Here is a 25,808-nt window from a genome sequence, read left to right as displayed (position 1 = left end):
CTCCCCAGGCCACCGCGTGCTCCGGCATCCTGGCACACGACACCGACACCACGACGATCACCGGGGAGCCCTCGCCCATGTCCGATTCCGTGCTGTACGAACTCGACGGCGGCCTGGCCGTCATCACCATCAACCGCCCGGAGGCGATGAACGCCCTCGACGTCGCCACCAAGGTCGCGCTGCGCGACACCGTGACCGCCGCGGCCGAGGACCCGGCCGTCCGGGCGGTGCTGCTCACCGGGGCGGGCGAGCGCGCGTTCTGCGTCGGGCAGGACCTGAACGAGCACCTGGCGATGCTGAAGCACGCCGAGGAGACCGGCGAGGGCGCGCTGCGGACCGTCGCCGAGCACTACAACCCGCTGACCCGGGCGCTGGCCGGGATGCGCAAGCCGACCGTCGCCGCAGTCGGCGGGGTGGCCGCCGGCGCGGGCGCCTCGCTCGCCTTCGCCTGCGACTTCCGGATCCTGTCCGACCGGGCCGGCTTCAACACCGCCTTCGCCGGCATCGGCCTGACCGCCGACTCGGGCGCCTCCTGGACGCTGCCGCGCCTGGTCGGGCACGCCAAGGCCACCGAGCTGCTGATGCTGCCCCGGACGGTCAAGGCCACCGAGGCGATGGAGCTGGGCCTGGCCACCAAGGTGGTGCCGGCCGAGGAACTCGCCGCCACCGCACGGGTCTTCGCCCGCGAGCTGGCCGAGGGCCCGACGGTCGCCTACGGCGCCATCAAGGAGTCGCTGGCGTACGGCGCTTCGCACTCGCTGTCCGAACTCCTCGACAAGGAGGACGAGCTGCAGACCCTGGCGGGGGAGAGCGAGGACCACCGGATCGCGGTGCGCGCCTTCATCGCCAAGGAGAAGCCGAAGTACGTCGGCCGCTAGCCTGCGCTCAGTCCGCGCTCCTCGGCCGGGGGTCGGCCCCCGGCCGTGCGGACGTGGCAGTCCGCCAGGTGGTCGTCCACCAGCCCGCAGGCCTGCATCAGGGCGTAGGCGGTGGTCGGGCCGACGAAGCGGAAGCCCGCCTTCTTCAGCGCCTTCGCCAGCGCCGTCGACTCGGGCGTGACGGCCGGCACCTCGCTCATCCGGCGGGGGGCCGGCCCGCCCGGCTCGGGGGCGAACCCCCAGATCAGTGCGTCCAGGCCGCCCTCCAGGCCACGGGCGACCCGGGCGTTGGCGATCGCCGCCTCGATCTTGGCCCGGTTGCGGATGATGCCGGGGTCGGCCAGCAGCCGCTCCTTGTCGGCCTCGCCGAACTCGGCGACCTCGGCGATCCGGAAACCGGCGAACGCGGCCCGGAAGCCCTCGCGGCGGCGCAGGATCGTCAGCCAGGACAGGCCGGACTGGAAGGCCTCCAGGCAGACCCGCTCGAACAGGGCGTCGTCGCCGTGCACCGGGCGGCCCCACTCGGTGTCGTGGTAGACGCGGTAGTCGTCGGTGGAGTCGCCCCAGGCGCAGCGGAGCAGCCCGTCCGCGCCGAGCACCGAGCCGTCGACCGGTCCGGTCACTGCTCCGTCCCCGGCTTCGCGTCCTCGGGCGCCGGCGCGGGGGCGTCGGCCGTGGCGGGGGCCTGGGCCGGCTCCGCGGTCCGCGGCCCGGTCTGCGGCCCGGTCTGCGGCTTGGTGAGGGCGACGGCCGGCTCGACGACCTTGGCGAACTGCTCCAGGCCGGGCAGGGGTTCGGCCGCCGGGTCGGGGCCGTTGGTCGCCTCGACGGCGCCGCGCAGGTGGGCGACGGCCTCCAGCTCGGCGATCCGCGCGTCGCGGTAGGCGAGCTCGGCGCCGAGGCGGTCCAGGACGTCGTCCACCTCGTCCATCCGGTAGCCGCGCAGGGCCATCGGCAGTCGCAGCTCGTCCACGTCCGCCTTGCCCAGCGGGCGGTCCTGCGGGAGCCGCGCCGCGATGCGGTCCGGGACCGCCTCCGGCATCGAGCCGCCCCCGCCGAGCGCCACCAGGGCGGCGCCGCCGACCACCACGGCCATGGCGACCACGATCACCCAGAACACGAGCTGTCCTCCCGAACTCCCGGTCGGCCTCGGTCGAGGTGCCGGGGAACCAGACTGATCATGACAGCATGGTCCCCTGGTGAGGCCGGGGGCCATCATCGCACCCGTAGGAGCTCTGGAGGAGACATCGGTGGCACTGCGCCTGGGACCGCGGGAATTCGGTGACGACGAGCTGGTGATCATGGCGATCGTCAACCGCACGCCGGACTCGTTCTTCGACAAGGGGGCGACCTTCGCCGACGAGGCCGCGTTCGCCGCCGCCGACCGGGCGGTGGCCGAGGGCGCGGCGATCCTGGACATCGGCGGGGTGAAGGCCGGGCCGGGCGACGAGGTCACGGTCGAGGAGGAGCTGCGGCGCACCGTGCCCTTCGTCGCCGAGCTGCGCAAGCGCCACCCCGACGCGGTGATCAGCGTGGACACCTGGCGGCACGAGGTCGGCGAGGCGGTCTGCGCGGCCGGCGCGGACCTGCTGAACGACGCCTGGGGCGGGGTCGACCCGAAGCTGGCCGAGGTGGCCGCCCGCCACGACGTCGGGCTGGTCTGCACCCACGCGGGGGGCGCCGAGCCCCGCACCCGCCCGCACCGGGTCGGGTACGAGGACGTGATGGCGGACATCCTGCGGGTGACCGTGGGCCTGGCCGAGCGCGCGGTGGAGCTGGGCGTGCGGCGCGACGCGGTGATCATCGACCCGGGGCACGACTTCGGCAAGAACACCCGGCACTCGCTGGAGGCGACCCGGCGGCTGCCGGAGATGACCGCGACCGGCTTCCCGGTGCTGGTCTCGCTCTCCAACAAGGACTTCGTCGGCGAGACCCTGGACAAGCCGGTGGACGAGCGGCTGCTCGGCACCCTGGCCACCACGGCGGTCTCGGCCTGGCTGGGCGCCCGGATCTACCGGGCGCACCAGGTCGCGGAGACCCGCCAGGTGCTGGACATGGTCGCCTCGATCCGGGGGACCCGCCCCCCGGCGGTCGCCCGCCGGGGGCTGGCCTAGGGGCCGCGGCGCCGGCCTTCGCCGGCGCCCGGCGCGGCCCTTCGGCTCGCTCGCGCCGGATCCCGTCAGATCTCGTCGGCGGGCCGGCGGGTGTCGGCGAGGATCTTCATGACCTCGTCGACCTCGTCGGTGATGTGGAAGAGCTCCAGGTCGTGCGGGGCCGCCTTGCCCTGCGCGACCAGGGTGTTCTTCAGCCACTCGAAGAGGCCGCCCCAGTACGCCGTGCCGTAGAGGATCACCGGGAAGCGGGTGACCTTCTTCGTCTGCACCAGGGTGAGCGCCTCGAACAGCTCGTCCAGGGTGCCGAGGCCGCCGGGCAGGACCACGAAGCCCTGCGCGTACTTCACGAACATCGTCTTGCGGACGAAGAAGTAACGGAAGTTCAGTCCGAGGTCGACGTACTCGTTGAGGCCCTGTTCGAAGGGCAGCTCGATGCCGAGCCCGACGCTGAGGCCGCCGGCCTCGGAGGCGCCGCGGTTGGCGGCCTCCATGGCGCCCGGACCGCCGCCGGTGATCACCGCGTAGCCGGCCTCGGCGAGGGCTCGTCCGATGGCCATGCCCGCCTCGTACTCGGGTGAGTCGGCCGGGGTCCGGGCGGAGCCGAAGACGCTGATCGCGGGCGGGAGTTCGGCGAGGGCGCCGAAGCCCTCGACGAACTCGGAGGTGATCCGCAGCACCCGCCACGGATCGGTGTGCAGCCAGTCGGTGGGGCCGGTGGTGTCCAGCAGGCGCTGGTCCGTGGTGCTCGTGCCGACCTGGTCCCGGCGCACCAGCACCGGGCCCTTCTGCTTCTCGGGCCAGGCCTTCTTCTTCCGCGGCACGCCGACCTGCTCGGGGCCGTGTCCGTAGTGCTTTTCGTCTCCTGTGCCTGTCATGACGAAACCCTACGCCCGCCTTCCCCCGTTTTCAGGCAACAGGGGAAGGTCGGTTGGGCAACCGGAAGGTGGCGTTCGACCGCTGATCGGATCAGCGGTGCGGGGCCCTGGGGGGTCAGCCGGTCAGCCAGGCGCGCAGCCGCGCCTCGGTCTCGGCGATGGCGCTGAGCGAGCAGTGCTCCTCCCGCTTGTGCGCGAGGTTCGGGTCGCCGGGGCCGTAGTTGACCGCCGGGACGCCCAGCGCGCTGAACCGGGCCACGTCCGTCCAGCCGAACTTGGCCCGGGCCTGGCCGCCGGTGGCCGCCAGGAAGGCCTGCGCGGCCGGCTGGGAGAGGCCGGGCAGCGCGCCCGGGGCGAAGTCGGTGACGGTCACCTCGAAGCCGTCGAAGACCTCGCGGACGTGCTTCTCCGCCTCCGCCTCGCTGCGGTCCGGGGCGAAGCGGAAGTTGACCGTGACGACGCACTCGTCCGGGATCACGTTGCCGGCCACGCCGCCGTCGATCCGGACCGCGTTCAGGCCCTCGCGGTACTCCAGGCCGTCGATCTCCACCCGGCGCGGCTGGTACCGCGCGAGCCGGGTGAGCACCTCGGCGGCGCGGTGGATGGCGTTGTCGCCGAGCCAGCTGCGGGCCGCGTGGGCGCGCACGCCGCTGAGTCGGACCTGCGCCCGCAGGGTGCCCTGGCAGCCGCCCTCGACCATGGCGCCGCTGGGCTCCATGAGCACCGCGAAGTCGGCGGTCAGCCAGTCCGGGCGGTCCTTGGCGAGGTGGCCGAGGCCGTTGCGGTGGGCCTCCACCTCCTCGCAGTCGTAGAAGACGAAGGTGAGGTCGCGGTTGGGCTCGGGCACGGTGGCGGCGAGCCGCAGCTGGACGGCCACGCCGGACTTCATGTCCGAGGTGCCGCAGCCGTAGAGCAGGTCGCCCTCGACGTACGAGGGCAGGTTGTCGGCGATCGGCACGGTGTCCAGGTGGCCGGCCAGCAGGACCCGCTCGGCGCGGCCCAGGTTCGTCCGAGCGACCACGTTGTTGCCGTACCGGTCCACGGTGAGGTGCGGGTAGCCGCGCAGCGCGGCCTCCACGGCGTCGGCGAGCGCCTGCTCGTCGCCGCTCACCGAGGGGAAGTCGACGAGCCTGGCGGTCAGCGCGCCGCCGTCGAGGGTCAGGTCCAGGGGCGTCGGGTTCGGGCTGCTCATGGCGTCAGCCTAGTGCGCCCCGCGTGCGCCCTGCGTGGCCGTCCGTGGCCGTGCTGTGACACGGTACGGACGCCGCACATCCGTCCGAGTGGGTACGGTGTCGGATCAAGGAGCAGGCGCGAGAGGGGCGACGGTGGCCAGGAGAAGGAGCAGCGAGGAGCCGGGCGACGGGACGGCGCCCGCCCGCCGCCGCGGGCCGCTGCGCGCGCTGCTGATGGTGATCGTCGGGCTGCTCGGCCTCGCGCTGGTCGCGGGGCTGGCCGTGGTCGGCATCTGGTGGTTCGGCTTCAAGCCCGGCGAGTCCGAGGGCTGCACGGTGAAGACCGCGGCCGGCAGCGGCACCCTGGAGCTGCCGCAGGCCGCCAACGCCGCGACGATCGCCGCGGTGGCCCGCTCCCGCGGGCTGCCGGACCGGGCCACCACGATCTCGCTGGCGACCGCCATGCAGGAGTCCAAGCTGCGCAACCTGGCGGGCGGCGACCGGGACTCGATCGGCCTCTTCCAGCAGCGCCCCTCGATGGGCTGGGGCACTCCGGCGCAGATCGCGGACCCGGTGTACGCGACGAACAAGTTCCTGGACGGGCTGGTCAAGGTCCCCGGCTACACCCGGCTGCCGCTGACCGACGCCGCGCAGGCGGTGCAAAAGAGCGGCTACCCGCAGGCGTACGCCAAGCACGAGACCAAGGCGACCCTGCTCACCTCGGCGCTGGCGGGCCGGGAGCCCGGGTCCTTCTCCTGCGTCGTGCACGACTACGCCAAGCCGGACCCGGAGGACTCCTCCTCCCCCACCGCGACCGCCTCCGCCTCCGCCACCCCGGCGGCGGCCCCGGACCGTGCCCAGGTGCTGTCCGACCGGGTGCGCCGGGAGTTCGGCCGCACCGTCACCCCGGCCACCGGCTACGCCTCGACCATCAAGGGCGCCGAGAACGCCGTCGCCCTGACCCCGGACCCGGCCACCGCCGCGCTGACCTCCTCCTCGGACGCGGACGCCGACGGCGGGGTGAGCGCCGAGCGGGCCAGCGGCTGGGAGGTGGCCCACTGGGCGGTCGCCCAGGCCCAGCAGCTGGGCATCGCGACGGTCGCCTACGACGGGAAGATCTGGCGCAAGACCAAGTCGGAGGACGGCTGGCAGCCGCAGACCTCGGGCACCTCGACCAAGCTGGTCCAGGTCACCCTGGCCCCGTCCGACAAGGGCTGACGCACAGGTGTACGGGTAGCCGCCGGACGGGTGATTCCGGTCAACTCCGGTGGACCGGCCGCCCGTTCCGGCGACCCAGGTGGAGAACCGTCACTCCCCTTGGCCGGGGCCGGTCCGACGGCGCCCGACGCGGCCCGGGAGAGGTCCTGGTCGCGGTCATACGATCCGATGGTCCGCCAGGCACTTTCCTTGCACCGGCCGAAACCTTCTGGCTTCTCAAGCGGTAACAACGTCGTCCGCCCGGTCGTCCACGCCCGGTCCCATGGGCGGACGGGACGGACACCCAGACCCCTTCGAGGAGCCCCATGTCTCACCCCCTCACGCGCCGGATCGCTCAGGCCGCGCTGGTCGTGGCTGCCGGAGCGACCCCGCTGGTCGCGGCCGGCTCCGCGTCCGCCCTGGGCGGGGACGCCCTGCTGCCCAAGAGCGACCTCGCGGCGCCGCTGGGCCAGCTGACCAACACCGACACCGGTTCCACCCTGCAGCACACCACCCACCAGCTCGGCCAGGCCGCCGGCACCACCGGGGCGGCCACCGTCGCGGCGGGCGTACCGGCCTCCGCCGACGCGGCCGGCAACATCGTCGCCCACCAGCTCCCCGAGGCGAACGAGAAGGCCAGCTCGCTGACCGCCCCGGTCGACCAGACCGCCGCCACCACCGGCCAGCTCTCCGCCGTCACCCCGAAGGTCGCCTCGGCGCTGGCCGGCAAGCTCGGCGAGGCCGTCACCGGCAAGGGCATGGGCACCCGCAGCGCCGAGGCCGGTGCCAGCCCGGTCGGCGGGCTCTCCCAGGCCGGTTCCGTCGCCCAGGCCCTGCCGGGCGCCGACAAGCTCTCCGGCGCCGTCCCCGGCACCAACGCCGTCACCGACGCGCTGCCGCTGGGCTCGGTGGAGCGCGCGCTGCCGCTGGACTCGGTCCAGCACGCCGTTCCGGGCGGTCTGCCCGGCACCGACGTCCTGGGCCTGGCCGAGCACGGTTCGGCCAACCGCCTCGGCGGCGCCGACCTCGGCCCGAACAACCCGCTGTCCGGCCTCACCGGCGCGCTCGGCCCGGTCGGCGGGCTGCTGAACGGCGTGAACGGCGGCAGCATCAGCGGCCTGCCGGTGTAGTCCTCGCGCGCCGCCGCGCGTTCGGCCGGTCCGCACCACGGCCGGTCCGCACGCCGGAGGCCCGGTGTTCCTCCTCGGAACACCGGGCCTCCGGCGTCTGCTCAGCGGGCCGCGGTCAGCCGCTCCACGGCCGCGGCGACCCGTTCGTCGGTCGCGGTGAACGCGACCCGGACGAAGCGGCCGCCGGCCGGCCCGTAGAAGTCGCCGGGCGCCACCAGGATGCCCAGCTCGGCCAGTTCGCCGACGGTCTCCCAGCACGGGCGGTCCTGGGTCGCCCACAGGTAGAGGCTCGCCTCCGAGTGCTCGATCCGGAAGCCGTACGCCTCCAGCGCCGCCCGCAGCGCCGAGCGCCGGGCCGCGTAGCGCTCCCGCTGCTCGGCCACGTGCGCGTCGTCCGCGAGCGCGGCGACCGTCGCCGCCTGGACCGGGGCGGGCACGATCATGCCGCCGTGCTTGCGCACCCCCAGCAGCTCCGCGACCACCACCGCGTCGCCCGCGACGAAGGAGGCGCGGTAGCCCGCCAGGTTGGAGCGCTTGGAGAGCGAGTGGACGGCCAGCAGGCCCTCGTGGCCGCCGCCGCACACCTCCGGGTGCAGGACGGAGACCGGGTCGGCCTCCCAGCCCAGCTCCAGGTAGCACTCGTCGCTGACCAGCAGCGCGCGGTGCTCACGGGCCCACTCGACGGTGCGGCGCAGCTCGTCGGCGCCGAGCACCCGGCCGGTCGGGTTCGACGGGGAGTTCACCCAGACCAGGCGCACCCGGGAGCCGTCCAGCTCGTCCACCGAGTCGTACTCGACCGGCTCGGCGCCGCACAGCCGCGCGCCCACCTCGTACGTCGGGTAGGCCAGGCGCGGGTAGGCGACCTGGTCACCGGGGCCGAGGCCGAGCTGGGTCGGCAGCCAGGCCACCAGCTCCTTGGAGCCGACGGTCGGCAGGACGGCCGCGGGGCCGATCTCGGCGCCGAGCCGGCGTTGCAGCCAGCCCGCGATCGACTCGCGCAGCTCCAGCGGGCCCCAGACGGTCGGGTAGCCGGGCGTGTCGGTGTGTGCGGCCAGCGCCTTCTGGATCACCTCGGGGACCGGGTCCACCGGGGTGCCGACGGAGAAGTCGCACAGACCGCCCGGGTGGGCCAGAGCCGTCTTCTTGTACGGCTCCAGGTTGTCCCAGGGGAAGACCGGCAGGAGGTCGGAAACGCGGCGCGCCGCCCCCGGGTGGCCCGGGAACGGCGCGCGCGTGCTGTCGTTGCTCACAGCTTCTGTGCCACCGATCGTCAGTTGTCGGCGTTCTGCGGCGGCAGAGCGGCGATGAACGGGTGGTCGCGCTCGATCAGGCCCAGCTTCGAGGCGCCCCCGGGCGAGCCCAGGTCGTCGAAGAACTCGACGTTCGCCTTGTAGTAGTCCTTCCACTCCTCCGGAGTGTCGTCCTCGTAGAAGATCGCCTCGACCGGGCAGACCGGCTCGCACGCGCCACAGTCGACACACTCATCCGGGTGGATGTAGAGCGATCGCTCGCCCTCGTAGATGCAGTCAACCGGGCACTCTTCGATGCACGCCTTGTCCTTCACGTCGACACAAGGCTGCGCGATGACGTAAGTCACGCTGTCGTTCCTCCTCGGAAGGGCCTGGTGGCCCGTTCTGTTCTGCTCGCGTGCGCGGTGAGCGCGGCGTCGTCGATGCCCGCCCCTAGTATCGCGGGTCGGAGACCGCAAATGCACAGGAGGTGGCCAGATGACGACGGGCAACCCGGTCGAGAGCCGTCCGGAGGTCCGGATAGATCGCTCTGACGTGGGACTTCGCGTGTCCGTTCGGCGCCTGTCCGAGTTCGTGGACGACCGGCCGGTGTTCCGGGATGCGATCGGCGTGCTCACATCGTGGGACGATCACGGGTTGACGGTCGTACCGCGGTCCGGAGACCCGGTCTTCCTTCCGGAGAAGCTGCTGGTCGCGGGCAAGGTCGTGCCGCCGTTTCCCGCCCGGCGCGCTCCGCTGCCGGTCGCGACGCCGGTCGAGCTGCAGCGGATCGCGGGACGCGGCTGGCCCGCCGTCGAGCAGGAGGCGCTCGGCGCGTGGACGCTGCGCGCCTCGGCCGGGTTCACCCGGCGGGCCAACTCCGTGCAGGCGCTCGGGGACCCGGGGATGCCGCTGCCGCGGGCACTGGCGGCCGTCCGGGCCTGGTACGCGGAACGCGGGCTGCCGGCGTACGTCGAGGTGGTCACCCCCGGGTCGCCGGAGGCGCTGCGGACCGAACTCGACCGGCTCGGCGCCGCCTACTCGCCCACCTTGGTGCGCACCGTCCCGCTCGCCGGGCTCGCCCGGGCCGGCCGCGGGCACGAGCGGGTCCGGCTGGCGCGCACGGCCGACGCGGCGTGGCTGTCGCTGTACCGGCGGGTGAGCGGCGACCCGACGGTCGAGGAGGCGGCGCGCACGGTGCTGCACGGCGGTCCTTCGGTCTGGTTCGCCGCCGTGCCCGGCGCGCCCGGGCAGCCGCCGCTCGCGATCGGACGCTGCGTCATCGACGGTCCGTGGGCGTGCTTCGGCGCGATCGAGGTCCAGCCGTACGCCCGGCGGGCCGGGCTGGGGACGGCGGTCATGGCGGTGCTCGCCTCGCGTGCGGCCGAGGAGGGGGCGAGCGGCGGATACCTGCAGGTCGAGGGGGAGAACGCGGGGGCGATCGCGCTCTATGACGGACTCGGCTTCACGACCAGTCACACTTACCACTACGCGCTCCTTCCCCAGGGGTAGCGGTCGGGGCGGTCCGTCCGCCGGCCGGCCCGTCGCCCCGCCCGTCCGTTCGTCTGCTTTTCCGCTTGTCCGCTTGTCCGACCGCCGTTCCCCGTCTTGTCCGTCCGCCGTACGAAAGCCGTCGCCGTCACCGTGACCGAGCAGAGCAGAGACCGCTTCCGGACCGCCGCCCGCGCCGAACAGCCCGATCCGGTGCTGCTCTGTGTGCTCGCCGCCGCCGAACACGGCCCGGCACTCGACCCGGGCGATCCCGGCGAGCCGCCGGGCGTGGACGCCCTGCTCGCCGCCTGCGAGGCCGCGCTGGAGCGGCACGCGGCCGCCGTCCGGCAGGCCGTCGCCGAGCGGGCGCCCGCCGGGCCGGAGGAGACCGCCGCCCTGCTCGCCGCCGTCCTCGGCGGGCGGGAGCGCTTCCACGGGCGGCAGTCGGACTACCGGCGGCTGGAGTCCTCGCTGCTGCCCGAGGTGCTGCGGCGCCGGCGCGGGCTGCCGATCATGCTCTCGTTGGTGTGGATGGCGGTCGGGCGGCGAGCCGGGCTCACCGTCCACGGCGTGGCGCTGCCCGGGCACTTCATCGTCGCCGTCGGCGGGCCGGCCGGCGGCGAGGAGTACGTGCTGGCCGACCCGTTCCACGGCGGCCGGCTGCTCGACCCCGGGGACGTCGAGCGCCTGGTCGCCGCCGCCGGTCAGGAGTTCACGCCCGATCTGCTCACCCCGGCCCAGCCGCTGGACATCGTGCTGCGGGTGCTCGGCAACATCCGCGCCTGGGCGGCCGACCGCCCGGAGCACGCCCGCACCCAGCTCTGGGCCACCGAACTCGCCCTGCTGCTGCCCCGGCACCCGGCCCAGCTCCGCCTGGAGCGGGCCGAACTCCTCGTCCGCACCGGGGACTTCCTCGGCGGCTCGGCAGAGATGGACGCCTACGCGCAGATCCTGGACGCCTTCGACCCGGACGGCGCCACCAAGGTCCGCCAGGAGGCCCGGGCGGCCCGGCACCGGCTCAACTGAGCACCGGAGAGCGCCGAGGGCGTGTCCGACGATTCCCGCCGGGCGCGCCAACTGCCGGACGCCTAGAGCCAGCCCTTCTCGCGGGCGATCCGGACCGCCTCGGCGCGGTTGCGGGCCTCGGTCTTCTGGATCGCCATCGACAGGTAGTTGCGGACCGTCCCCTCCGACAGGTGCAGCCGCTTGGCGATCTCCACGTTCACCGCACCGTCGGCGGCGGCGCCCAGCACGTCCCGCTCGCGCGGGGTCAGCGGGTTGGCGCCCTCGGCCAGCGCGGCGGCCGCCAGCGCCGGGTCGATCACCCGCTCGCCGCGCAGCACCCGGCGGATCGCCTCGGCCAGCTCGGAGGCGGGCGCGTCCTTCACCAGGAACGCGTCGGCGCCCGACTCCATCGCCCGGCGCAGGTACCCGGGGCGGCCGAAGGTCGTCGCGATGACCACCTTGGTGCGCGGCGCCCGCCGGTGCAGCTCGGCCGCGGCCTCGATGCCGGTCATCCCCGGCATCTCGATGTCCAGCACGGCGACCTGCACGTCGTTCGCCAGCACCGCCGCCACCACCTCGTCCCCGCGCCCGACCTGCGCGACGACGTCGATGTCCCCCTCCAGCCCGAGCAGCGCGGCCAGCGCCTCCCGGACCATCCCCTGATCCTCGGCGAGCAGCACCCGGATCGACGCCCCGTTGTCCGTGTCGTTCATGACCACGACCTTAGAGGGCGGGGTTGCTCCTCCCGTAGGGGGAGACGCCAGAGTTGGCCTCATGGACGACACGGACGGCATGCCCGGCGTGCCGGGCGCGGACGGCGTGCCCGACGACGCGCTCTACTCGATCGGCGACCTCGCCCGCCGCACCGGACTCACCGTCAAGACCATCCGTTTCTACGCCGACAGCGGTCTCGTACCGCCCACCGACCGCAGCGCCGCGGGCCACCGGCGGTACGACGTCCACGCGCTCGCCCGCCTCGACCTCGTCCGCACCCTGCGCGAGCTCGGGCTCGGGCTGCCGGCCATCCGGCGCGTCCTGCGTCGGGAGGCCCCGCTGCGGGAGGTCGCCGCCGCGCATGCGGAGGCCCTGGAGGTGCAGATCCGCACCCTGCGGCTGCGCCGAGCGGTGCTGCGGACGGTCGCCCGACGCGGTTCCGACACCGAGGAGATGAGACTCATGCACAAGCTCGCCAAGCTCTCGGACGCCGAACGCCGGCGCCTCGTCCACGACTTCATCGACGAGGCCTTCGGCGGGCTGGACGCCAACCCCGAGTTCGTCGCCATGATGCGCTCGGCGATGCCCGAACTGCCCGACGAGCCGCGGCCGGAGCAGGTCGAGGCCTGGGTCGAACTGGGCGAACTCGTCCAGGACCGGGGCTTCCGGACCGCCGTACGGAAGATGGCCGAGCAGCAGGCCGCCGAGCGGGCCGACGGCGACCGCGGCGGCCTGCACACCGCGCTCACCGGGACGGTGACCTCCCGGATCCGCGCCGCGGCGGCCGCGGGCATCGCGCCGGCCTCCCCCGAGGCCGGTCCGGTGCTCGACGCGCTCACCGCCGCCTACGCCGAGACCTTCGGGCGCCCCGACGACGAAGCCCTGCGACGGTGGCTGCTCGACCGCCTCGGGACCGCGAACGACCCGCGCGCCGAGCGCTACTGGCACCTGATGGCGACCATCAACGGCTGGCCGGTCCCGGAGAGCCTGCGGGAGGTATTCCAGTGGTTCATCGAGGCCCTGCGCGCCAGACTGGCCCGATGCTGACGTTGGAACCGCTCCGCCCCGACCACGCCGAGGAACTGCTGGCCTTCGAACGCGCCAACCGCGCGTACTTCGCCCGCAGCATCCCCGACCGCGGCGACGCCTACTTCGCCGAGTTCCCCGCCCGTCACGCCGCCCTGCTCGCCGAACAGGCCGCGGGCACCTGCCGCTTCCACGTCGTCCGGGACGCGGCCGGGGAGCTCGTCGGCCGGGTCAACCTGGTCGATCTGGCCGGGGGCAGCGCCGAGGTCGGCTACCGCGTCGCCGAGTCCGCCGCCGGGCACGGCGTCGCCTCCGCCGCCCTGGCGCAGGCCTGCCGACTCGCCGCCACCGCGTACGGCCTGACCGGCCTGACCGCCGCCACCACCGTCGACAACGCCGCCTCGCGGGCCGTCCTCGCCCGCAACGGCTTCCGGTTCACGCACGAGTGCCGGCTCGGCGACCTGCCCGGCCTCGCCTACCACCGCGACCTCGGGGGCCTGCGCCCCGCGGGGTGACCGCGGGCGGGAACGGCCGGGAACGGGAACGGCCGGGAACGGGAACCGGCCCGGGCTCCTGCCCCGGCCGCTCCGGAGGCGAGGGTGGGGCGGGGTGGGGTGAGGTGGGGGCGGGTCAGAGCCAGCGCTGGGCGGCTTCCAGGCTGTCGGCGCCGCTGGTGTTGAAGGCGATGGCGGCTCCGGGAGCGTGCCTGCGGACGAGGTTGACCACCAGCTCGAAGAAGGGCAGCGCCGGTTCGGGCTTGCGGATGCCGCCGCCGATGACGACGACGTCCCACCCGCGCCCGTCGAGCGCGGCGACGATCGTCGCCTCGGCGGTGTCGTCCGGGGCGACCAGGGTCATCGCCGCGTGGATGCCGTGGTCGGCGAAGCGGGCGAGTTCGGCGTCGAGGACGGCCCGCATGCCGTCACCGTCCATGCCGGGGACGGCGTGCGGGTCGAAACCGAGGATGAGAACGGAGGACATGGCGGAGGAACGATCAGCTCGGGCCGTCGGGTTCCCCGCGCGGGAAGCGGGCGACGACGGCGGTGACCAGGGGCACCGTGACCACGCCGTGCGGCACGGTCCACAGCAGGTACGCGCTGCTGTACGCCGTGTACCCGACGCCGGGCGGCCCGGCTGCGGCGGCCCGGGCGCCGGCGAGCGTGGAGAGCCTGGTCACCACCCCCCAGTCGTCCGCCCGGGGCTCTGCCCCGCCGGCCGTCCCGGTCTCGGTCTAGCCCTTCCGCACCGCTCGGCCGGCGTCGGCCGAGCCGGTCACGGCGGCCCCGGACGCCCCGGGCGCCGATGCGGACACCGTCCGCAGCGGCACCGCGGCCCGCAGCCGGAAGCCCTTCCCCCGCTCCCCCGGGCCGCTCTCCAGCCGCCCGCCGACCAGCGCCAGCCGCTCCTCCAACCCGGAGAGCCCGTTCCCCGGCTGCGCCTTGCCCGGCCCGCGTCCGTCGTCGGCGACCTCCAGCACGGCGTAGCGCTCGCCGCTCGCCTCCCAGCTCTCGTCCGCCGTGACGGTGCAGACGGTGGCGCCCTCGCCGTGCCGCACGACGTTGGTGACGGCCTCGCGCAGGGCCCAGGCCAGCGCGCCCGCCTCCTCGTTGGCCAGCCCCGGCCAGCTGTCCACCAGCTCCGGCGCGGCGTCCAGCCGGATCTGCGCGGCGGCCAGCGCGGTCCGGGCGGCGGCGAGTTCGACCGGCAGGGTCGGCCGGCGGAAGCCGGTGACCGCCTCCCGGACGTCGATCAGCGACTGCCGGGCGACCTGCTCGATGTCGGCGACCTGCGCCCGCGCCTTCTCGTCCGCCCCGGCGTCCATGAACCGCCCGGCCAGCTCGCTCTTCAGGGTGATCAGCGAGAGCGAGTGCCCGAGCAGGTCGTGCAGGTCGCGGGCGAGCCGCAGCCGTTCCTCGGAGGCGGCCAGGTGCGCGACGGCGGCGCGGGCCTCGCGCAGCTCCTTCATGGTGGCGACCAGCCGCTGCAGGCCGGTCATCGCGGCGCCGGAGAGGAACCCGCTCAGCGCGAAGGTGGCGATGTTGTCCGTGCTCGCGTGGATGAGCAGGCCGACGGCGGCGATCAGCGCGGCCATGCCGGCCAGGGCGCGCAGCGAGTACCGCGGCGGGGTGACGATCGCGACGCACACCGAGGTGTAGATGAACAGGGTCAGGAAGGCTTCGCCGAGCACGAAGGAGCACGCGACGGCGAGCACCAGCATCATCGTGACGACCGCCTGGCAGGCGCGCGGCCGCATCCCCTGGGTCGAGCGGAAGATCACCAGCAGCACGTAGCCGGCCACGAAGAACGCCAGGCAGCTCCAGCCGAGCACCTGCGCGGCGGTGCTGTGGACGCCGTTCACCAGCCGGCTGACCGGGTAGGCCAGGTAGATCATCCACAGCAGCATCCAGGCGACCTTCACCAGCAGCTGCCGCCTGGTCTCCACCGGGGATCCGGGCACGTTCATGAACGACGCGCGCGCCGGGCCCGCCTCCGTGGGTCGGTCGGGGCTCTGGGTCCGGCGCGCGTCGCTCATACGGATCATCATGCCTGTCGGGTGTCGCGGCGGTACAGGGTCGCCGCGGCGGCGACGAACACCGCGAGGAAGCCGGCCAGTCCGACGACCGCGACCATGTCCAGGGAGTGCCCGGGCTGGGTGAAGGTGGCCAGCTTGTTGTAGAGGTACACCGGGTTGAACCGGGCGAACCGCTCCAGCGAGCCGCTCACCGGGAACCAGGTGCCGCCGAGCAGCGCCATCGCCATGTAGGTGATCATCACGATCGGCTGCACCGCGTCCGGCGTCGCCGCGTAGCCGAGCGCCACGCCCAGCGCCGCGAAGACGAAGCTGCCGAGCCACAACGCGACGCCCAGCCCGATCCACTGCGGCCCGGTGAGCGAGACGCCCTGGGCCGCGCCCACCGCGAAGACCACCAGGATGGAGGGCAGCGTGGTGACCGCGCTCGCCGCGATCTTGCCGACGGTGTACGCCCGGCCGGGCAGCGCGGTCAGCCGCAGCTGCCGGGTCCAGCCGCTCTTGCGCTCCAGCGAGATCCGCTGCGCGCTGCCGGTCAGCACCGCGCCGACCGCGCCGAAGGTGGCCATCGAGACCATGAAGTAGGTCTTCACCGGCAGTCCGCCGGCCTGGTTGGCGGCGCCGTAGGCGTGGATGAAGAAGACGTACATCAGCGCCGGGTAGGCCACGGTGAAGAACAGGTAGCGCCGGTTGCGGAAGGTCCGCAGGATCTCCAGCTTGATCAGGGTGGTCATCGCGCACTCTCCAGGGCCGCGTCGTTCCGGTCCAGCTCGCCGGTGATGGTCAGGAAGGCCTGCTCCAGGCCCACGCCGGTGACCTCGAGACCGCGCGGGTACAGGCCCGCCCGGTAGAGCCCGGCGACGGTGGCGTCGGCGTCGGCGGTCCGGATCCGCACCGTCCGCACCCCGGGGACCCGGGCGGTGACGTCCAGCGACTCCACGCCCGGCAGGGTGCGCAGCGCGGCCTCGTCGAACCGTCCGTCCGCGTCGTGGAGTTCGAAGGCGACCCGGCGGGCGCCGGCCCGGGCCTTGATCTCGGCGGAGCTGCCGTCGGCGATCAGCCGGCCCCGGTGCAGCACCAGGACGCGGTCGGCGATGGAGTCCGCCTCCTCCAGGTAGTGGGTGGCGAACAGCACCGTGCGCCCGGCGTCGGCCTGCGCCCGCATGCTCGCCCAGAACGACTGCCGGACGCCGACGTCCATGCCGGTGGTGGGCTCGTCCAGCACGATGAGGTCGTTGTCGCCGGCGATCGCCAGGGCGAAGCGGACGCGCTGCTCCTGGCCGCCGGACAGCTTGTCGACCCGGCGCTCCGCCAGCTCGGCGATCCCGGCGTCGGTCAGCACCTCCGCGACCGACCGGCCGCGCGGGTGCACGTCGCAGGCGAGCTTGACCAGCTCGCGCACCTTGACGTCGGACATCAGCCCGCCGCTCTGCAGCATGGCGCCGACCCGTCCGGTCTCGATCGCCGCCCGCGGGGTGCCGCCGAACAGCGTCACGCTGCCCTGGTCGGGCTCGCGCAGTCCGAGCAGCAGGTCCAGGCTGGTGGACTTCCCGGCGCCGTTCGGGCCGAGCAGGGCGACGGTCTCGCCCGGCCGCAGCACGAGGTCCAGTCCGTCCACGGCGCGCACCCGCCCGTAGCTCTTGCCCACGCCGCGGAAGGCGGCCACCTCGGTGTCCATCGCCCGGCTCCTCTTCCCTGATGGTGTCGTCTCCGGTGCTGTTCGCACCACCTCAGGGTCCCGCGCGGGCGGGCCGCGGCGGCAGTGTCCGCCGTCGTGCCTTCGGTATGACGGATGTCATGCCGGCGGCCGGTACCCGCGTCATCGGGTACCGGCCGCGAAAGGGCTGGTCAGGGGCGGTTTCCCCGGTCAGGCCGGCGTCACTCGCCCAGTGCGCGCCGCACGAAGTCGACCTGGAGCAGCAGCAGGTTCTCCGCGACCTCCTCCTGCGGCGTCATGTGGGTGACGCCGGACAGCGGCAGCACGGTGTGCGGGCGCCCGGCGGCGAGCAGCGCCGAGGAGAGCCGCAGGGTGTGCGCGGCCACCACGTTGTCGTCCGCCAGCCCGTGGATGATCATCAGCGGGCGCTCCAGCCCGGCCGCGTACCCGTTCAGCGAGTTGGCGGCGTACACCTCCGGCCGCTCGGCCGGGTCGCCCAGGTAGCGCTCGGTGTAGTGGGTGTCGTAGAGCGCCCAGTCCGTCACGGGGGCGCCGGCGACGGCCGCGTGGAAGACGTCCGGGCGGCGCAGCACGGCGAGCGCCGCGAGGTAGCCGCCGTACGACCAGCCGCGGATGGCGACCCGGCCGAGGTCCAGCGGGAACTCCCCGGCGAGCGCGTGCAGCGCCTCCACCTGGTCGTCCAGGGTGGCCCCGGCGAAGTCGAAGGCGATCGACTTCTCCCAGGCCGGCCCGCGCCCCGGGGTGCCGCGCCCGTCCGCGACGATCACCGCGAAGCCCTGGTCGGCGAACCACTGGGAGTTGAGGTGCGGGTTGTGCGCCTGGACGACGCGCTGCCCGTGCGGACCGCCGTACGGGTCCATCAGGACGGGCAGCAGGCCGTCGCGCTCGCGGTCGTACCCGGTGGGCAGGAAGACGGCCGCGGGGATCCGGCGCTCGCCGGCGAAGCGGAACACCGGGCGGGCGGTGATCACCGGGGTCTCGGCGTACGAGGCGATGGTGGCCACGTCGTCGACCGCCAGGCCCTCGGGCAGGTCGCGGGCGACCCGCACCAGGGTGCCGGGCAGGTCCGGCTCGGCGGTGGCCCGGACGGTGATCCCGCCGCCGTGCACGGCGCTGGTGACGGAGGTGAACGGCCGCCCGTTGGCGGACTCCCAGCCGAGCCGCTTGCCGTCGTGGCTGATCCGGCCGACGGCGATCCAGCCGGGCTCGGGGTCGGTCTCGGCGGCGCCGCCGCAGGCGCTGAAGAAGACCTCGTCCTCGGTGACGGCGACGACGGACCTGAGGTGCAGGTCCGCCCCGGTGACGGTCTGGTCCCCGACCACCAGCGCCCGGACGCCCCCCTCGTCGGAGATCCGCACCAGCTTGCCGTCCGGGGTCCACGCCGGGACGCCGGGGAACAGCTCCAGCCAGGCGTCGTCGTGCTCCTCGTGCAGCACCTCGGTGCTGCCGGTGGCCACGTCCAGACCGAGGATCAGCCGGCTGCGCTGGTCGCGGGACTGCACCTGCAGCAGCGGCACGCCGCCCTTCGACCAGTGCACCCGGCCGAGGTAGGGGAAGGCCGTGCGGTCCCAGACCACCTCGGTGCGCCCGCCGTCCAGGTCGAACAGCCAGAGGCCGACCTCGGCGTTGGCGGTGCCGGCCGCCGGGTAGGCGACCTCGGCGGGCTCGCGCTGCGGGTTCGCCGGGTCGGCGATCCACCAGCGTCCCACCGGGCTGTCGTCGGCGCGCTCGACCAGCAGCCGGTCGCCCTCCGGGGACCACCAGAAGCCGCGGTCCCGGTCCATCTCCTCCTGTGCGATGAACTCGGCCTGTCCCCAGGTGACGTTCGGGCCGTCCGGCTCGGCGAGCACCCGGTCGCCGCTGCCGTCGGCCCGGGTCAGCCGCAGCTCTCCGGCGGTGTTGGCGTACGCGACGCAGCTGCCGTCCGGGGCGGGCCGCGGGTCCAGCAGCGGGCCGCGGGCGGGCAGTTCGGCGGTGGCGCCGGTGACCAGGTCGGCGGTGAAGAGCCGGCCGGAGAGGGCGAAGGCGGCCAGCGTCCCGGCCGCGTCCAGGGCGTAGCCGACGATGCCGGCCGAGCCCTCGCGGCTGCGCTCGCGGCGGGCCCGCTCGGCCGGCGAGAGGTCCTCCTCGCCGCCGCCGAGCAGGACCGCCGGGTCGGCGGCGATCCGCTCCTCGCCGGTGGCGGTGTCGAGGGTCCAGAGCAGGTTGGCCCGGTCGCTGCCGGAGCGGGAGCGGAGGAAGACGACCCGTGAGCCGTCCGGTGCGACGGAGAAGGAGCGGGGCGCGCCGACGGTGTAGCGCAGGGTCCGCGCGTACTGCCGGGGGAAGGTGTCCGCAGGGGTGTGGGAGGTCATGGCACCAGACCCTACGACGCCGAACCGCCCCTGCCCGGAGGCTGGTGATCACTCGTTCGGAGCATCACCGTCAAGTACGCCCCAAAGAGGTCCAAACCCCCTCCGACCGGCCCATGCGCCCCGCGAGTGCCCCCGTGTCCCGGCGCGCGCGGACTCACTGAATGTAATGCTCCCCTTACCCATCGGGTATGACTGGTCGAGCGAGTGATCGTCGGCCCCGTCCCGGGCCCCGGCCGCCCGCAGCCCCCAGTCCCGCACCGTCCCCACCGCCGCCTTCCCCGGGAGGCGGCGCGCCCGAGAGAAGGGGTGTGAGCCGACATGGCCATGAACATCTCCGCAGCCGTGCTGATGCTGGTCATCGTGGTGGTGCTGATCCGCCGCAACGGACTGAAGCTGGCGCACGCGATCGTCTGTGCGCTGCTCGGCTTCTACCTGGCCTCCAGCTCGATCGCCCCGTCGATCAGCCAGGTCACCAGCAACCTCGCCGGGATGATCAACGGCCTGAAGCTCTGACCCCACCCGGCCGGTGGTTAGGCTTCCTCCCATGACCGCGACTACCGGCCGCCGACTCCTCCTGGTGCACGCGCACCCCGACGACGAGTCGATCGGCAACGGCGCCACGATGGCCCGGTACGCCGCCGAAGGCGCCCGGGTCACCCTGGTGACCTGCACCCTCGGCGAGGGCGGCGAGGTGATCCCCCCGGAGCTGGCCCATCTGACGGCCGATCGGGACGACACCCTCGGCCCGCACCGGATCGGCGAGCTCGCCGAGGCGATGCGCGCCCTCGGCGTGACCGACCACCGCTTCCTCGGCGGACCGGGGCGCTACCGCGACTCCGGCATGATGGGCGTGCCCGACAACGACGCGCCCGGCTGCTTCTGGCAGGCGGACGTGGACGAGGCCGCCGACCACCTGGTCGCGGTGGTCCGCGAGACGCGGCCGCAGGTCCTGGTCACCTACGACGAGAACGGCGGCTACGGGCACCCCGACCACATCCAGGCGCACCGCGTCGCGATGCGCGCCTACGAGCTGGCCGGCGATCCGGCGCACCGGCCCGACCTGGGCCCGGCCTGGCGGATCGCCAAGGTGTACTGGAACCGGATGCCGCGCTCGGTGATCGAGGCCGGTCTCGCCGAAGCCGCCGTCAAGGCGTCCTTCCCGGGCGTCGCCCAGCCGTCCGACGTCCCCGGCGTGGTCGCCGACGAGGTGGTCACCACCGAGCTGGACGGCGCCGCGTACGTCGACCGCAAGACCGCCGCGCTGGCCGCGCACGCCACCCAGATCACCGTGGACGGCGCCTTCTTCGCGCTCTCCAACCACCTCGCCCAGCCCCTGTTCGCCACCGAGTACTACCAGTTGGTGCGCGGCCAGGCGGGCCCGGGCCACCCGGAGGACGACCTCTTCGCGGGCCTCGACGACACCGCCGCGAGCGCCGGGGAGGACGCACGATGAGCAAGCCCGCCGCCCGGACACCCCGCCGCTCGATCGCGGCGACCGTCCTCGGCACCCGCGAGCAGCGGCTGGCCGAGGCCCAACCCCCGCGCCCCGCCCGGATCGCGGCGTATGTCCTGTTCTTCCTGCTGGGCATCGCGGTGTCGGTCTGCGGATCCTTTGTGCAGGCCCTGTGGCCGCCGGTGGGAGTCCTGCTGGCGCTGGCCGCGACCGCCGCCACCTTCTACGCCGGCCTGCGGATCACCGGCACCCGGCTCGGCGCGGGCATGCCCGCGGCCGGGTGGTTCCTGGCGATGGTGCTGCTGATCGTGCCCCGGCCGGAGGGCGACAACGTGCTGTGGTCCAACGCCACCTCGCTGGCCTGGCTGTTCGCCGGCTCGGTGCTGGGCGTGATCTGCGCCACCCTGCCGACCCGGACCAGCTGGTTCCCCGGGGTGCCCGGCCCACCGCGCTGAGCCCGGCGGAGCGCTGCGTACGGTACCCCGTACGACGCGCAGTCAGGAGCACACGGCCTTACTCTCATACCGGAGGAACCGGACGTATCAGGATCTGTCCGAAGCCGTTCACCGCTCAGTTCTTCCCAGTATGGTGGTCCCGCAGAACGCCGTACCCGACCGCCGCCCGCCCCAGCCGGGCCCGGCGACCACGAACCGCGGTCGCGCCGCACGGCCCGCCCGCGAACCCGGAGCAGAGCAGCATTGAGCAGCCGCGAATCTGACAACGCCCACCCGACGCCTCGGCGCACGGGCCCGGACGCCTACCCGTCGGGCACCCCGCCCTACGGCACGCCCGGGCTCCCCGGCGGCGAGCGGGCCGCGGCCGGCGCCGGCCAGGGCGCCGCGTCGGGCGGCGAGGACGACGGTCCGAAGACCGAGACCACCCTGACCACCCGGGTCCGGATCAACATCCCCGGCTCGCGTCCGATCCCGCCGGTCGTCGTCCGCAGTGCCGTCAAGAACGAGGACGGCCCGGCCGAGGAGGCCCCCGAGCAGGGCGGCCCGCGGCACCGTCAGGCACCCGCCTCGCCGGTCCTCGGGGTGATGGAGGGCGGCAGCGGCACGGCCACCCCGCCGAACCTGCCGCCGGAGTGGCAGATCCCGCCGATCCCGCCGGCGACCTCGGAGTCCGAGTCCACCGGTGCCTGGTTCCGGCCGCGCGCCAAGAAGGCCCCGGCCGCCGAGCCCGCCCCGGCCGCCGTCGCGGCCGGCGCCCCGAGCGCGCCCACCGCCCCGGCCGGGCCCGGTGCCGCCGAACCGCGGCCGCAGGCCGCCCGTCCGGCCGGCGGAGCCGCCGCCCGCGCCAACGGCGCCCCGGGCGGCCGTCCGGTGCCCGCCCAGGGCACGTCGCCCAACCCGGGCGCTCCCTCGGCGCCCGCCGCGCCGCGCCGCGCCGCCGCCCCGGCGGAGGAGCCCGGCGTCTACGAGCCCGCGGACCCGTTCGCGCCCGTCGCCGACCCGTTCGCCCCGACCCCCGGCCCCGACGCCGGCACCCGCGGCCCGCGCGGCGGCGCCGACCGGCAGAACGGCGCCCGACAGAACGGCGCGCGGCAGAACGGTACCCAGCCGAACCGGCCGCAGCAGAACCGGCCGCAGCAGAACGGCCCCCGCCCGGGCGGCCCGCAGCAGCCCGGCCCGCGGGGCGGCTTCCAGCCGAACGGCCGCCCGAACGGCCCGCAGGGCGCGCCGACCGCCGAGCCGAACCCCGAGGACACCTCGGTCGACGGCTTCGCGCCGATCCGTACGAACACCCCGCCGGCCGGGATACCCGGCCTGCCCCACGACGACGGCCGGCGCGGCGGCGACGGCCGCCCGCAGCCGGGCCTGTTCGCCTCGGCGCCGACCGGCACCGACCCGTTCGCCGGCCAGCCGCGTCCGGCCGCCCCCGGCCAGGACGGCCCCGCCGCCCCGGCGGCCCCCGGCGGGCTCTTCCCCGGCGCCCCCGGCGCCGGTCCGCAGCCCGGCCGCGCACAGCAGTCCGGCCTCGACCCCGAGGCCACCGCAGTCACCCCGCTGCCGGCCGCCGGCCCCCGGCCCGACGGCGCCAAGGGCGCTCCCGCACCCGCCCCCGCACCGGCGCCCGCCCCGGCACCGGCCAAGGCCGAGTCCGCCAAGGCGCCGGCCACGGCCAAGCGGGGCGGCGGCAAGAAGCTGGTCAAGCTGGGCGTCTACGGCATCGCCGGCGTGCTGTTCCTCGGCGCCGCCGCGTACGGCACCGGTCTGATGCTCAACCAGTCCGACGTGCCCAAGGGCACCGTGGTGCTCGGCACCGACATCGGGGGCGACAGCCGTGACCAGGCGATCCACACCCTGGACGAGTCGGTGGGCAAGGCCGGTCAGCAGCCGCTCAAGCTGAAGATCGGCGACCAGGCCGTGGACCTCGACCCGACGGTCGCCGGCCTGGGCTTCGACACCACCGCCACGGTGGACGGTCTGGCCCAGCACAGCTACAACCCGGTCGACGTCATCAAGTCCCTCCAGGGCGGCAGCAAGGCCGTCGCGCCGGAGGTCAAGGTCGACCGGGCCAAGCTCAAGGCCGCCCTCGACTCGCTGGCCGCCGGGTCCGGCCAGGGCCTGCAGGAGGGCTACGTCAAGTTCGGCGACAACGGCGAGCCGGTCGTCGTCCCCGGACGGGCCGGCCAGGCGGTGGACTCGGCGAGCGCCGTGGACGCCATCGAGCAGGCCTACCGCGACCGCGCGGCCGGCAAGCCCGACCAGCCGATCGCCCTCGCCGTCACGGCCGCCCAGCCGAAGGTCTCCGCCCAGGCCCTGCAGGCCGCGGCCGACGGCCTCGGCAAGCAGATCGCCGCCGGCAAGGTGCACGTCGTGGCCGGCACCAAGACCTGGGACTTCGGCGCGAAGACGGCCGCCAAGGCGCTCACTCTGGTCCCGGACGCCTCGGGCAAGATCGTGCCCAAGTGGGACCTCGACGCGCTCGCCGCCCAGCTGGGCAACGTGTTCGACAAGGTGAAGGTCAAGAAGAACGGCCAGCTCGCCGCGATCACCCCGCAGGATGTCGCGGACGGCGTCGCCTCGGTCTTCGACAAGACCGGCGACAAGGACCGCACCTTCAAGTTCGCCGTCTGACGCACCGCCGCCGTCGGGGGCGGGGCCGCATCCGGTCCCGCCCCTCGACAACTCACCCTCCCGGTCACCAAGATGTGACGCCACACCTTCCGTCACATCCACCTCGGGAGCACGCCGATGGCCCGCCGCCTCCAGCACCACGGGACGGCCCTGCTCGCCGGCCTCACCGCCCTCACCCTCTCGCTGGCACTCTGCTCCTGCGCCTCCGGCCAGGGCGACGCCGACGCCGACGCCCTGCCGTCCGCCCCCTCGACGCCCAAGCTCACCTCGGTCGACATCAACCCGCACGACCGCGCCCGACTGCGCCAGGGCGGCACCCTGAACCTGGCGATCACCCAGTTCTCCCACCAGTGGTCGCCGATCCACAACGACGGCAACGAGTCCTCGACCATCGCCGTCACCAAGCCGCTGCTGCCGACCTTCTTCCGCTCGGACGCGGCCGGCGCCCAGACCGTCAACCCCGCCTACCTCCAGGAGGCGCACTCCGAGCTGAAGGACGGCCGGCAGGTGGTCACCTGGACGCTCAACCCGAAGGCGCACTGGTCCGACGGCACCCCGATCACCTGGCGGGACATCGAGGCCAACTGGCGCGCCCTGAACGGCAAGGACCCGGCGTACAAGCCGTCCAGCACCACCGGCTTCGAGCTGGTCTCCTCGGTCGAGCGCGGCAAGGACGACTTCCAGGCCGTGATGACCTTCGACCGGCCGTTCTCGGAGTGGCAGTCGATGTTCAACGGCGCCGGCAACGCCCCGCTGCTGCCGGCCGGCCGGATCTCCACCCCGGAGCTGTTCAACACCGCCTACCTGGACGCGATACCGGTCACCGCCGGCCCGTTCAAGGTCGAACAGCTCGACCGCGCCGCGCAGACCGTCACCCTGGTCGCCGACCCGGCGTGGTGGGGCGACAAGCCGATGCTGGACCGGATCGTCTTCCACGCGATGCTCCCCGACGCGATGGCCGCCGCCTTCGCGAAGGGGCAGCTCGACCTGGTCGACAACGGTCCGGACGTGGCCGGCTACCAGACCATCCGGAACACCAGGGGCGCCGTCGTCCGCCGGGCCGGCGGCCCCGACTTCCGCCAGCTCACCCTGAACGCCCGCACCCCCGCGCTGAGCGACGCGACCGTGCGCCAGGCCGTGTTCCAGGCGATCAACCGGGACGCCGTCATCCGCGCCGACCTCAACGGCCTGGACTGGCCCGCCGTCCCGCTCAACAACCACCTGCTGGTCGCCAACCAGAACGGCTACCGCGACAACTCCCTGGGCCTGGCCCGCTACGACCCCGCCGAGGCTGCCCGCAAGCTGGACGCGGCCGGCTGGAAGCTCGACGGCGACGTACGGAAGAAGGACGGCCGCGAGCTGAACCTGCGGATGGTCGTCCCGGCCGGTGTCACCCCGGCCCAGAACGAGGCCGCGAACACCACCAAGATGCTCAAGGACGTCGGGATCAAGGTCACCACCGTGACCGCCGCCGCCAACGAGTTCTTCGACAAGTACATCAACCGCAACGACTTCGACCTCACCGCCTACTCGCTGATCGGCACGCCCTTCCCGGCCAGCGGCAGCCGCGCCAACTTCGCCCAGAACGGCGGCACCAACCACACCGGCGCGGGCAGCCCGGCGGCCGACGGCGCGCTCGACCGGGCCGCCGCCGCGGCCGACGCGGCCGCCGTCTCCGAGGCGATCAACCAGGCCGACGGCGAGCTCTGGAAGGTGGCCGGCGTGCTGCCGCTCTACCAGCGCCCGCAGCTGTACGGCGCCCGCGCCGACCTCGCCAACATCGGCGCGCAGGGCCTGTCGGACATCGTCTGGGAGAACGTCGGCTTCGTGAAGCAGCCGCAGTAGCCGCCGGGCGCGCCGGGCGGGCCAGACGGGCAGC

25 protein-coding genes and 1 pseudogene are annotated in these 25,808 nt (G+C 74.3%); 13 read left to right on the top strand and 13 right to left on the bottom strand.

The window, feature by feature from the left end; translation table 11 throughout:
* Nucleotides 1–77: 77 nt before the first annotated feature.
* Nucleotides 78–878: an enoyl-CoA hydratase-related protein gene (locus ACZ6Y7_RS14050; protein WP_465758156.1), complete on the top strand. Its 801-nt coding sequence runs from the start codon at nt 78–80 to the stop codon at nt 876–878.
* Here ACZ6Y7_RS14050 and ACZ6Y7_RS14045 read toward each other — a convergent pair.
* Nucleotides 875–1,501, bottom strand: a complete 627-nt coding sequence (locus ACZ6Y7_RS14045; protein ID WP_465758155.1) for a DNA-3-methyladenine glycosylase I — start codon at nt 1,499–1,501, stop codon at nt 875–877. The genes ACZ6Y7_RS14050 and ACZ6Y7_RS14045 overlap by 4 nt on opposite strands.
* Entirely contained in the window at nt 1,498–1,998 is a 501-nt protein-coding gene (locus tag ACZ6Y7_RS14040) for a DivIVA domain-containing protein (RefSeq protein ID WP_465758154.1), read from the bottom strand. The genes ACZ6Y7_RS14045 and ACZ6Y7_RS14040 overlap by 4 nt, the downstream gene beginning before the upstream one ends.
* A 181-nt stretch (nt 1,999–2,179) precedes the next feature.
* On the opposite strand from ACZ6Y7_RS14040, the gene folP reads away from it, so the two are divergent.
* A complete protein-coding gene (folP, locus tag ACZ6Y7_RS14035; protein WP_465758384.1) occupies nt 2,180–2,992 on the top strand; it encodes a dihydropteroate synthase in 813 nt (270 codons plus the stop codon).
* 65 nt (nt 2,993–3,057) lie between these two features.
* Here the strand turns inward: folP and ACZ6Y7_RS14030 are convergent, their stop codons facing one another.
* Nucleotides 3,058–3,867, bottom strand: a complete 810-nt coding sequence (locus ACZ6Y7_RS14030) for an LOG family protein (RefSeq protein ID WP_402219147.1) — start codon at nt 3,865–3,867, stop codon at nt 3,058–3,060.
* A 115-nt stretch (nt 3,868–3,982) separates the two neighbouring features.
* Entirely contained in the window at nt 3,983–5,059 is a 1,077-nt protein-coding gene (gene dapE / locus ACZ6Y7_RS14025) for a succinyl-diaminopimelate desuccinylase (protein WP_465758153.1), read from the bottom strand.
* A gap of 133 nt (nt 5,060–5,192) precedes the next feature.
* Between dapE and ACZ6Y7_RS14020 the strand changes: the two genes are divergently transcribed.
* Together ACZ6Y7_RS14020 and ACZ6Y7_RS14015 are read left to right on the top strand one after the other, a co-directional pair.
* Nucleotides 5,193–6,257 (top strand): VldE C-terminal domain-containing protein, encoded by a 1,065-nt coding sequence (locus ACZ6Y7_RS14020; RefSeq protein ID WP_465758152.1) that lies wholly within the window; start codon nt 5,193–5,195, stop codon nt 6,255–6,257.
* Between the two features lie 305 nt (nt 6,258–6,562).
* Complete coding sequence (locus ACZ6Y7_RS14015; RefSeq protein WP_465758151.1) at nt 6,563–7,366, top strand: hypothetical protein; 804 nt, start codon at nt 6,563–6,565, stop codon at nt 7,364–7,366.
* A 101-nt stretch (nt 7,367–7,467) separates the two neighbouring features.
* On the opposite strand, the gene dapC is transcribed toward ACZ6Y7_RS14015, so the two are convergent.
* Nucleotides 7,468–8,616 (bottom strand): succinyldiaminopimelate transaminase, encoded by a 1,149-nt coding sequence (gene dapC / locus ACZ6Y7_RS14010; RefSeq protein ID WP_465758150.1) that lies wholly within the window; start codon nt 8,614–8,616, stop codon nt 7,468–7,470.
* Nucleotides 8,617–8,636: 20 nt separating this feature from the next.
* Nucleotides 8,637–8,963 (bottom strand): ferredoxin, encoded by a 327-nt coding sequence (gene fdxA, locus ACZ6Y7_RS14005; RefSeq protein ID WP_465758149.1) that lies wholly within the window; start codon nt 8,961–8,963, stop codon nt 8,637–8,639.
* A 130-nt stretch (nt 8,964–9,093) separates the two neighbouring features.
* On the opposite strand from fdxA, the gene ACZ6Y7_RS14000 reads away from it, so the two are divergent.
* Together ACZ6Y7_RS14000 and ACZ6Y7_RS13995 are read left to right on the top strand one after the other, a co-directional pair.
* On the top strand, nt 9,094–10,107 hold the full coding sequence (locus ACZ6Y7_RS14000; RefSeq protein ID WP_465758148.1) for a GNAT family N-acetyltransferase: 1,014 nt from the start codon (nt 9,094–9,096) through the stop codon (nt 10,105–10,107).
* 96 nt (nt 10,108–10,203) lie between these two features.
* Complete coding sequence (locus ACZ6Y7_RS13995; protein ID WP_465758147.1) at nt 10,204–11,112, top strand: transglutaminase family protein; 909 nt, start codon at nt 10,204–10,206, stop codon at nt 11,110–11,112.
* Nucleotides 11,113–11,174: 62 nt separating this feature from the next.
* Here the strand turns inward: ACZ6Y7_RS13995 and ACZ6Y7_RS13990 are convergent, their stop codons facing one another.
* On the bottom strand, nt 11,175–11,804 hold the full coding sequence (locus tag ACZ6Y7_RS13990; RefSeq protein ID WP_465758146.1) for a response regulator: 630 nt from the start codon (nt 11,802–11,804) through the stop codon (nt 11,175–11,177).
* Nucleotides 11,805–11,910: 106 nt separating this feature from the next.
* Here ACZ6Y7_RS13990 and ACZ6Y7_RS13985 point away from each other — a divergent pair, with 106 nt between their 5' ends.
* Together ACZ6Y7_RS13985 and ACZ6Y7_RS13980 are read left to right on the top strand one after the other, a co-directional pair.
* A complete protein-coding gene (locus ACZ6Y7_RS13985; protein ID WP_465758383.1) occupies nt 11,911–12,852 on the top strand; it encodes a helix-turn-helix domain-containing protein in 942 nt (313 codons plus the stop codon).
* Complete coding sequence (locus ACZ6Y7_RS13980) at nt 12,846–13,346, top strand: GNAT family N-acetyltransferase (protein ID WP_465758145.1); 501 nt, start codon at nt 12,846–12,848, stop codon at nt 13,344–13,346. Before ACZ6Y7_RS13985 ends, ACZ6Y7_RS13980 begins: the two co-directional genes overlap by 7 nt.
* 115 nt (nt 13,347–13,461) lie before the next feature.
* Here ACZ6Y7_RS13980 and ACZ6Y7_RS13975 read toward each other — a convergent pair whose 3' ends face one another.
* The 6 genes and pseudogenes from ACZ6Y7_RS13975 to ACZ6Y7_RS13950 form a co-directional block, all read right to left on the bottom strand.
* Entirely contained in the window at nt 13,462–13,812 is a 351-nt protein-coding gene (locus ACZ6Y7_RS13975; protein WP_465758144.1) for a hypothetical protein, read from the bottom strand.
* A 13-nt stretch (nt 13,813–13,825) separates the two neighbouring features.
* Nucleotides 13,826–14,008, bottom strand: a complete 183-nt coding sequence (locus ACZ6Y7_RS13970; protein WP_465758143.1) for a hypothetical protein — start codon at nt 14,006–14,008, stop codon at nt 13,826–13,828.
* A 54-nt stretch (nt 14,009–14,062) separates the two neighbouring features.
* Complete coding sequence (locus tag ACZ6Y7_RS13965) at nt 14,063–15,364, bottom strand: sensor histidine kinase (protein ID WP_465758142.1); 1,302 nt, start codon at nt 15,362–15,364, stop codon at nt 14,063–14,065.
* A gap of 8 nt (nt 15,365–15,372) precedes the next feature.
* Nucleotides 15,373–16,095 carry an ABC transporter permease gene (locus ACZ6Y7_RS13960; RefSeq protein ID WP_465758141.1) on the bottom strand — a complete coding sequence of 241 codons (723 nt, stop codon included), beginning with the start codon at nt 16,093–16,095 and terminating at the stop codon, nt 15,373–15,375.
* A pseudogene (locus ACZ6Y7_RS13955) lies at nt 16,092–16,982 on the bottom strand (ABC transporter ATP-binding protein); the annotation flags it as partial. The gene ACZ6Y7_RS13960 and the pseudogene ACZ6Y7_RS13955, both read right to left, overlap by 4 nt.
* Nucleotides 16,983–17,239: 257 nt before the next feature.
* The gene (locus tag ACZ6Y7_RS13950; protein WP_465758140.1) at nt 17,240–19,393 is read right to left on the bottom strand and encodes a S9 family peptidase; all 2,154 of its coding nucleotides are present in this window, start codon (nt 19,391–19,393) and stop codon (nt 17,240–17,242) included.
* 318 nt (nt 19,394–19,711) lie between these two features.
* Between ACZ6Y7_RS13950 and ACZ6Y7_RS13945 the strand changes: the two genes are divergently transcribed.
* The 5 genes from ACZ6Y7_RS13945 to ACZ6Y7_RS13925 all read left to right on the top strand — a co-directional run bounded on the left by ACZ6Y7_RS13945 (nt 19,712) and on the right by ACZ6Y7_RS13925 (nt 25,774).
* Nucleotides 19,712–19,906, top strand: a complete 195-nt coding sequence (locus tag ACZ6Y7_RS13945) for a DUF2304 family protein (protein WP_402219191.1) — start codon at nt 19,712–19,714, stop codon at nt 19,904–19,906.
* A gap of 31 nt (nt 19,907–19,937) precedes the next feature.
* A complete protein-coding gene (mshB, locus tag ACZ6Y7_RS13940; RefSeq protein WP_465758139.1) occupies nt 19,938–20,846 on the top strand; it encodes an N-acetyl-1-D-myo-inositol-2-amino-2-deoxy-alpha-D-glucopyranoside deacetylase in 909 nt (302 codons plus the stop codon).
* Nucleotides 20,843–21,301, top strand: coding sequence for a DUF6113 family protein (locus tag ACZ6Y7_RS13935; RefSeq protein ID WP_465758138.1), 459 nt, complete (start codon nt 20,843–20,845; stop codon nt 21,299–21,301). Before mshB ends, ACZ6Y7_RS13935 begins: the two co-directional genes overlap by 4 nt.
* Before the next feature lie 243 nt (nt 21,302–21,544).
* Nucleotides 21,545–23,929, top strand: a complete 2,385-nt coding sequence (locus ACZ6Y7_RS13930; protein ID WP_465758137.1) for a peptidoglycan binding domain-containing protein — start codon at nt 21,545–21,547, stop codon at nt 23,927–23,929.
* 117 nt (nt 23,930–24,046) lie between these two features.
* On the top strand, nt 24,047–25,774 hold the full coding sequence (locus ACZ6Y7_RS13925) for an ABC transporter family substrate-binding protein (RefSeq protein WP_465758136.1): 1,728 nt from the start codon (nt 24,047–24,049) through the stop codon (nt 25,772–25,774).
* Nucleotides 25,775–25,808 lie beyond the last annotated feature (34 nt).

It is taken from the genome of Kitasatospora sp. NPDC053308 (genome assembly GCF_055585785.1).
The sequence above is the reverse complement of the archived record's forward strand: the minus strand, read 5'-3'. Positions and strand labels throughout refer to the sequence as shown.

Excerpts from the sequence above, each read along its gene's own strand:
- ACZ6Y7_RS14050 (WP_465758156.1), top strand. The coding sequence starts at position 78 with ATGTCCGATTCCGTGCTGTACGAACTCGACGGCGGCCTGGCCGTCATC.
- folP (WP_465758384.1), top strand. The coding sequence starts at position 2,180 with ATGGCGATCGTCAACCGCACGCCGGACTCGTTCTTCGACAAGGGGGCG.
- ACZ6Y7_RS14030 (WP_402219147.1), bottom strand. The coding sequence starts at position 3,867 with ATGACAGGCACAGGAGACGAAAAGCACTACGGACACGGCCCCGAGCAG.
- dapE (WP_465758153.1), bottom strand. The coding sequence starts at position 5,059 with ATGAGCAGCCCGAACCCGACGCCCCTGGACCTGACCCTCGACGGCGGC.
- ACZ6Y7_RS14015 (WP_465758151.1), top strand. The coding sequence starts at position 6,563 with ATGTCTCACCCCCTCACGCGCCGGATCGCTCAGGCCGCGCTGGTCGTG.
- ACZ6Y7_RS14000 (WP_465758148.1), top strand. The coding sequence starts at position 9,094 with ATGACGACGGGCAACCCGGTCGAGAGCCGTCCGGAGGTCCGGATAGAT.
- ACZ6Y7_RS13990 (WP_465758146.1), bottom strand. The coding sequence starts at position 11,804 with ATGAACGACACGGACAACGGGGCGTCGATCCGGGTGCTGCTCGCCGAG.
- ACZ6Y7_RS13980 (WP_465758145.1), top strand. The coding sequence starts at position 12,846 with ATGCTGACGTTGGAACCGCTCCGCCCCGACCACGCCGAGGAACTGCTG.
- ACZ6Y7_RS13975 (WP_465758144.1), bottom strand. The coding sequence starts at position 13,812 with ATGTCCTCCGTTCTCATCCTCGGTTTCGACCCGCACGCCGTCCCCGGC.
- ACZ6Y7_RS13965 (WP_465758142.1), bottom strand. The coding sequence starts at position 15,364 with ATGAGCGACGCGCGCCGGACCCAGAGCCCCGACCGACCCACGGAGGCG.
- ACZ6Y7_RS13960 (WP_465758141.1), bottom strand. The coding sequence starts at position 16,095 with ATGACCACCCTGATCAAGCTGGAGATCCTGCGGACCTTCCGCAACCGG.
- ACZ6Y7_RS13950 (WP_465758140.1), bottom strand. The coding sequence starts at position 19,393 with ATGACCTCCCACACCCCTGCGGACACCTTCCCCCGGCAGTACGCGCGG.
- ACZ6Y7_RS13945 (WP_402219191.1), top strand. The coding sequence starts at position 19,712 with ATGGCCATGAACATCTCCGCAGCCGTGCTGATGCTGGTCATCGTGGTG.
- mshB (WP_465758139.1), top strand. The coding sequence starts at position 19,938 with ATGACCGCGACTACCGGCCGCCGACTCCTCCTGGTGCACGCGCACCCC.
- ACZ6Y7_RS13935 (WP_465758138.1), top strand. The coding sequence starts at position 20,843 with ATGAGCAAGCCCGCCGCCCGGACACCCCGCCGCTCGATCGCGGCGACC.
- ACZ6Y7_RS13925 (WP_465758136.1), top strand. The coding sequence starts at position 24,047 with ATGGCCCGCCGCCTCCAGCACCACGGGACGGCCCTGCTCGCCGGCCTC.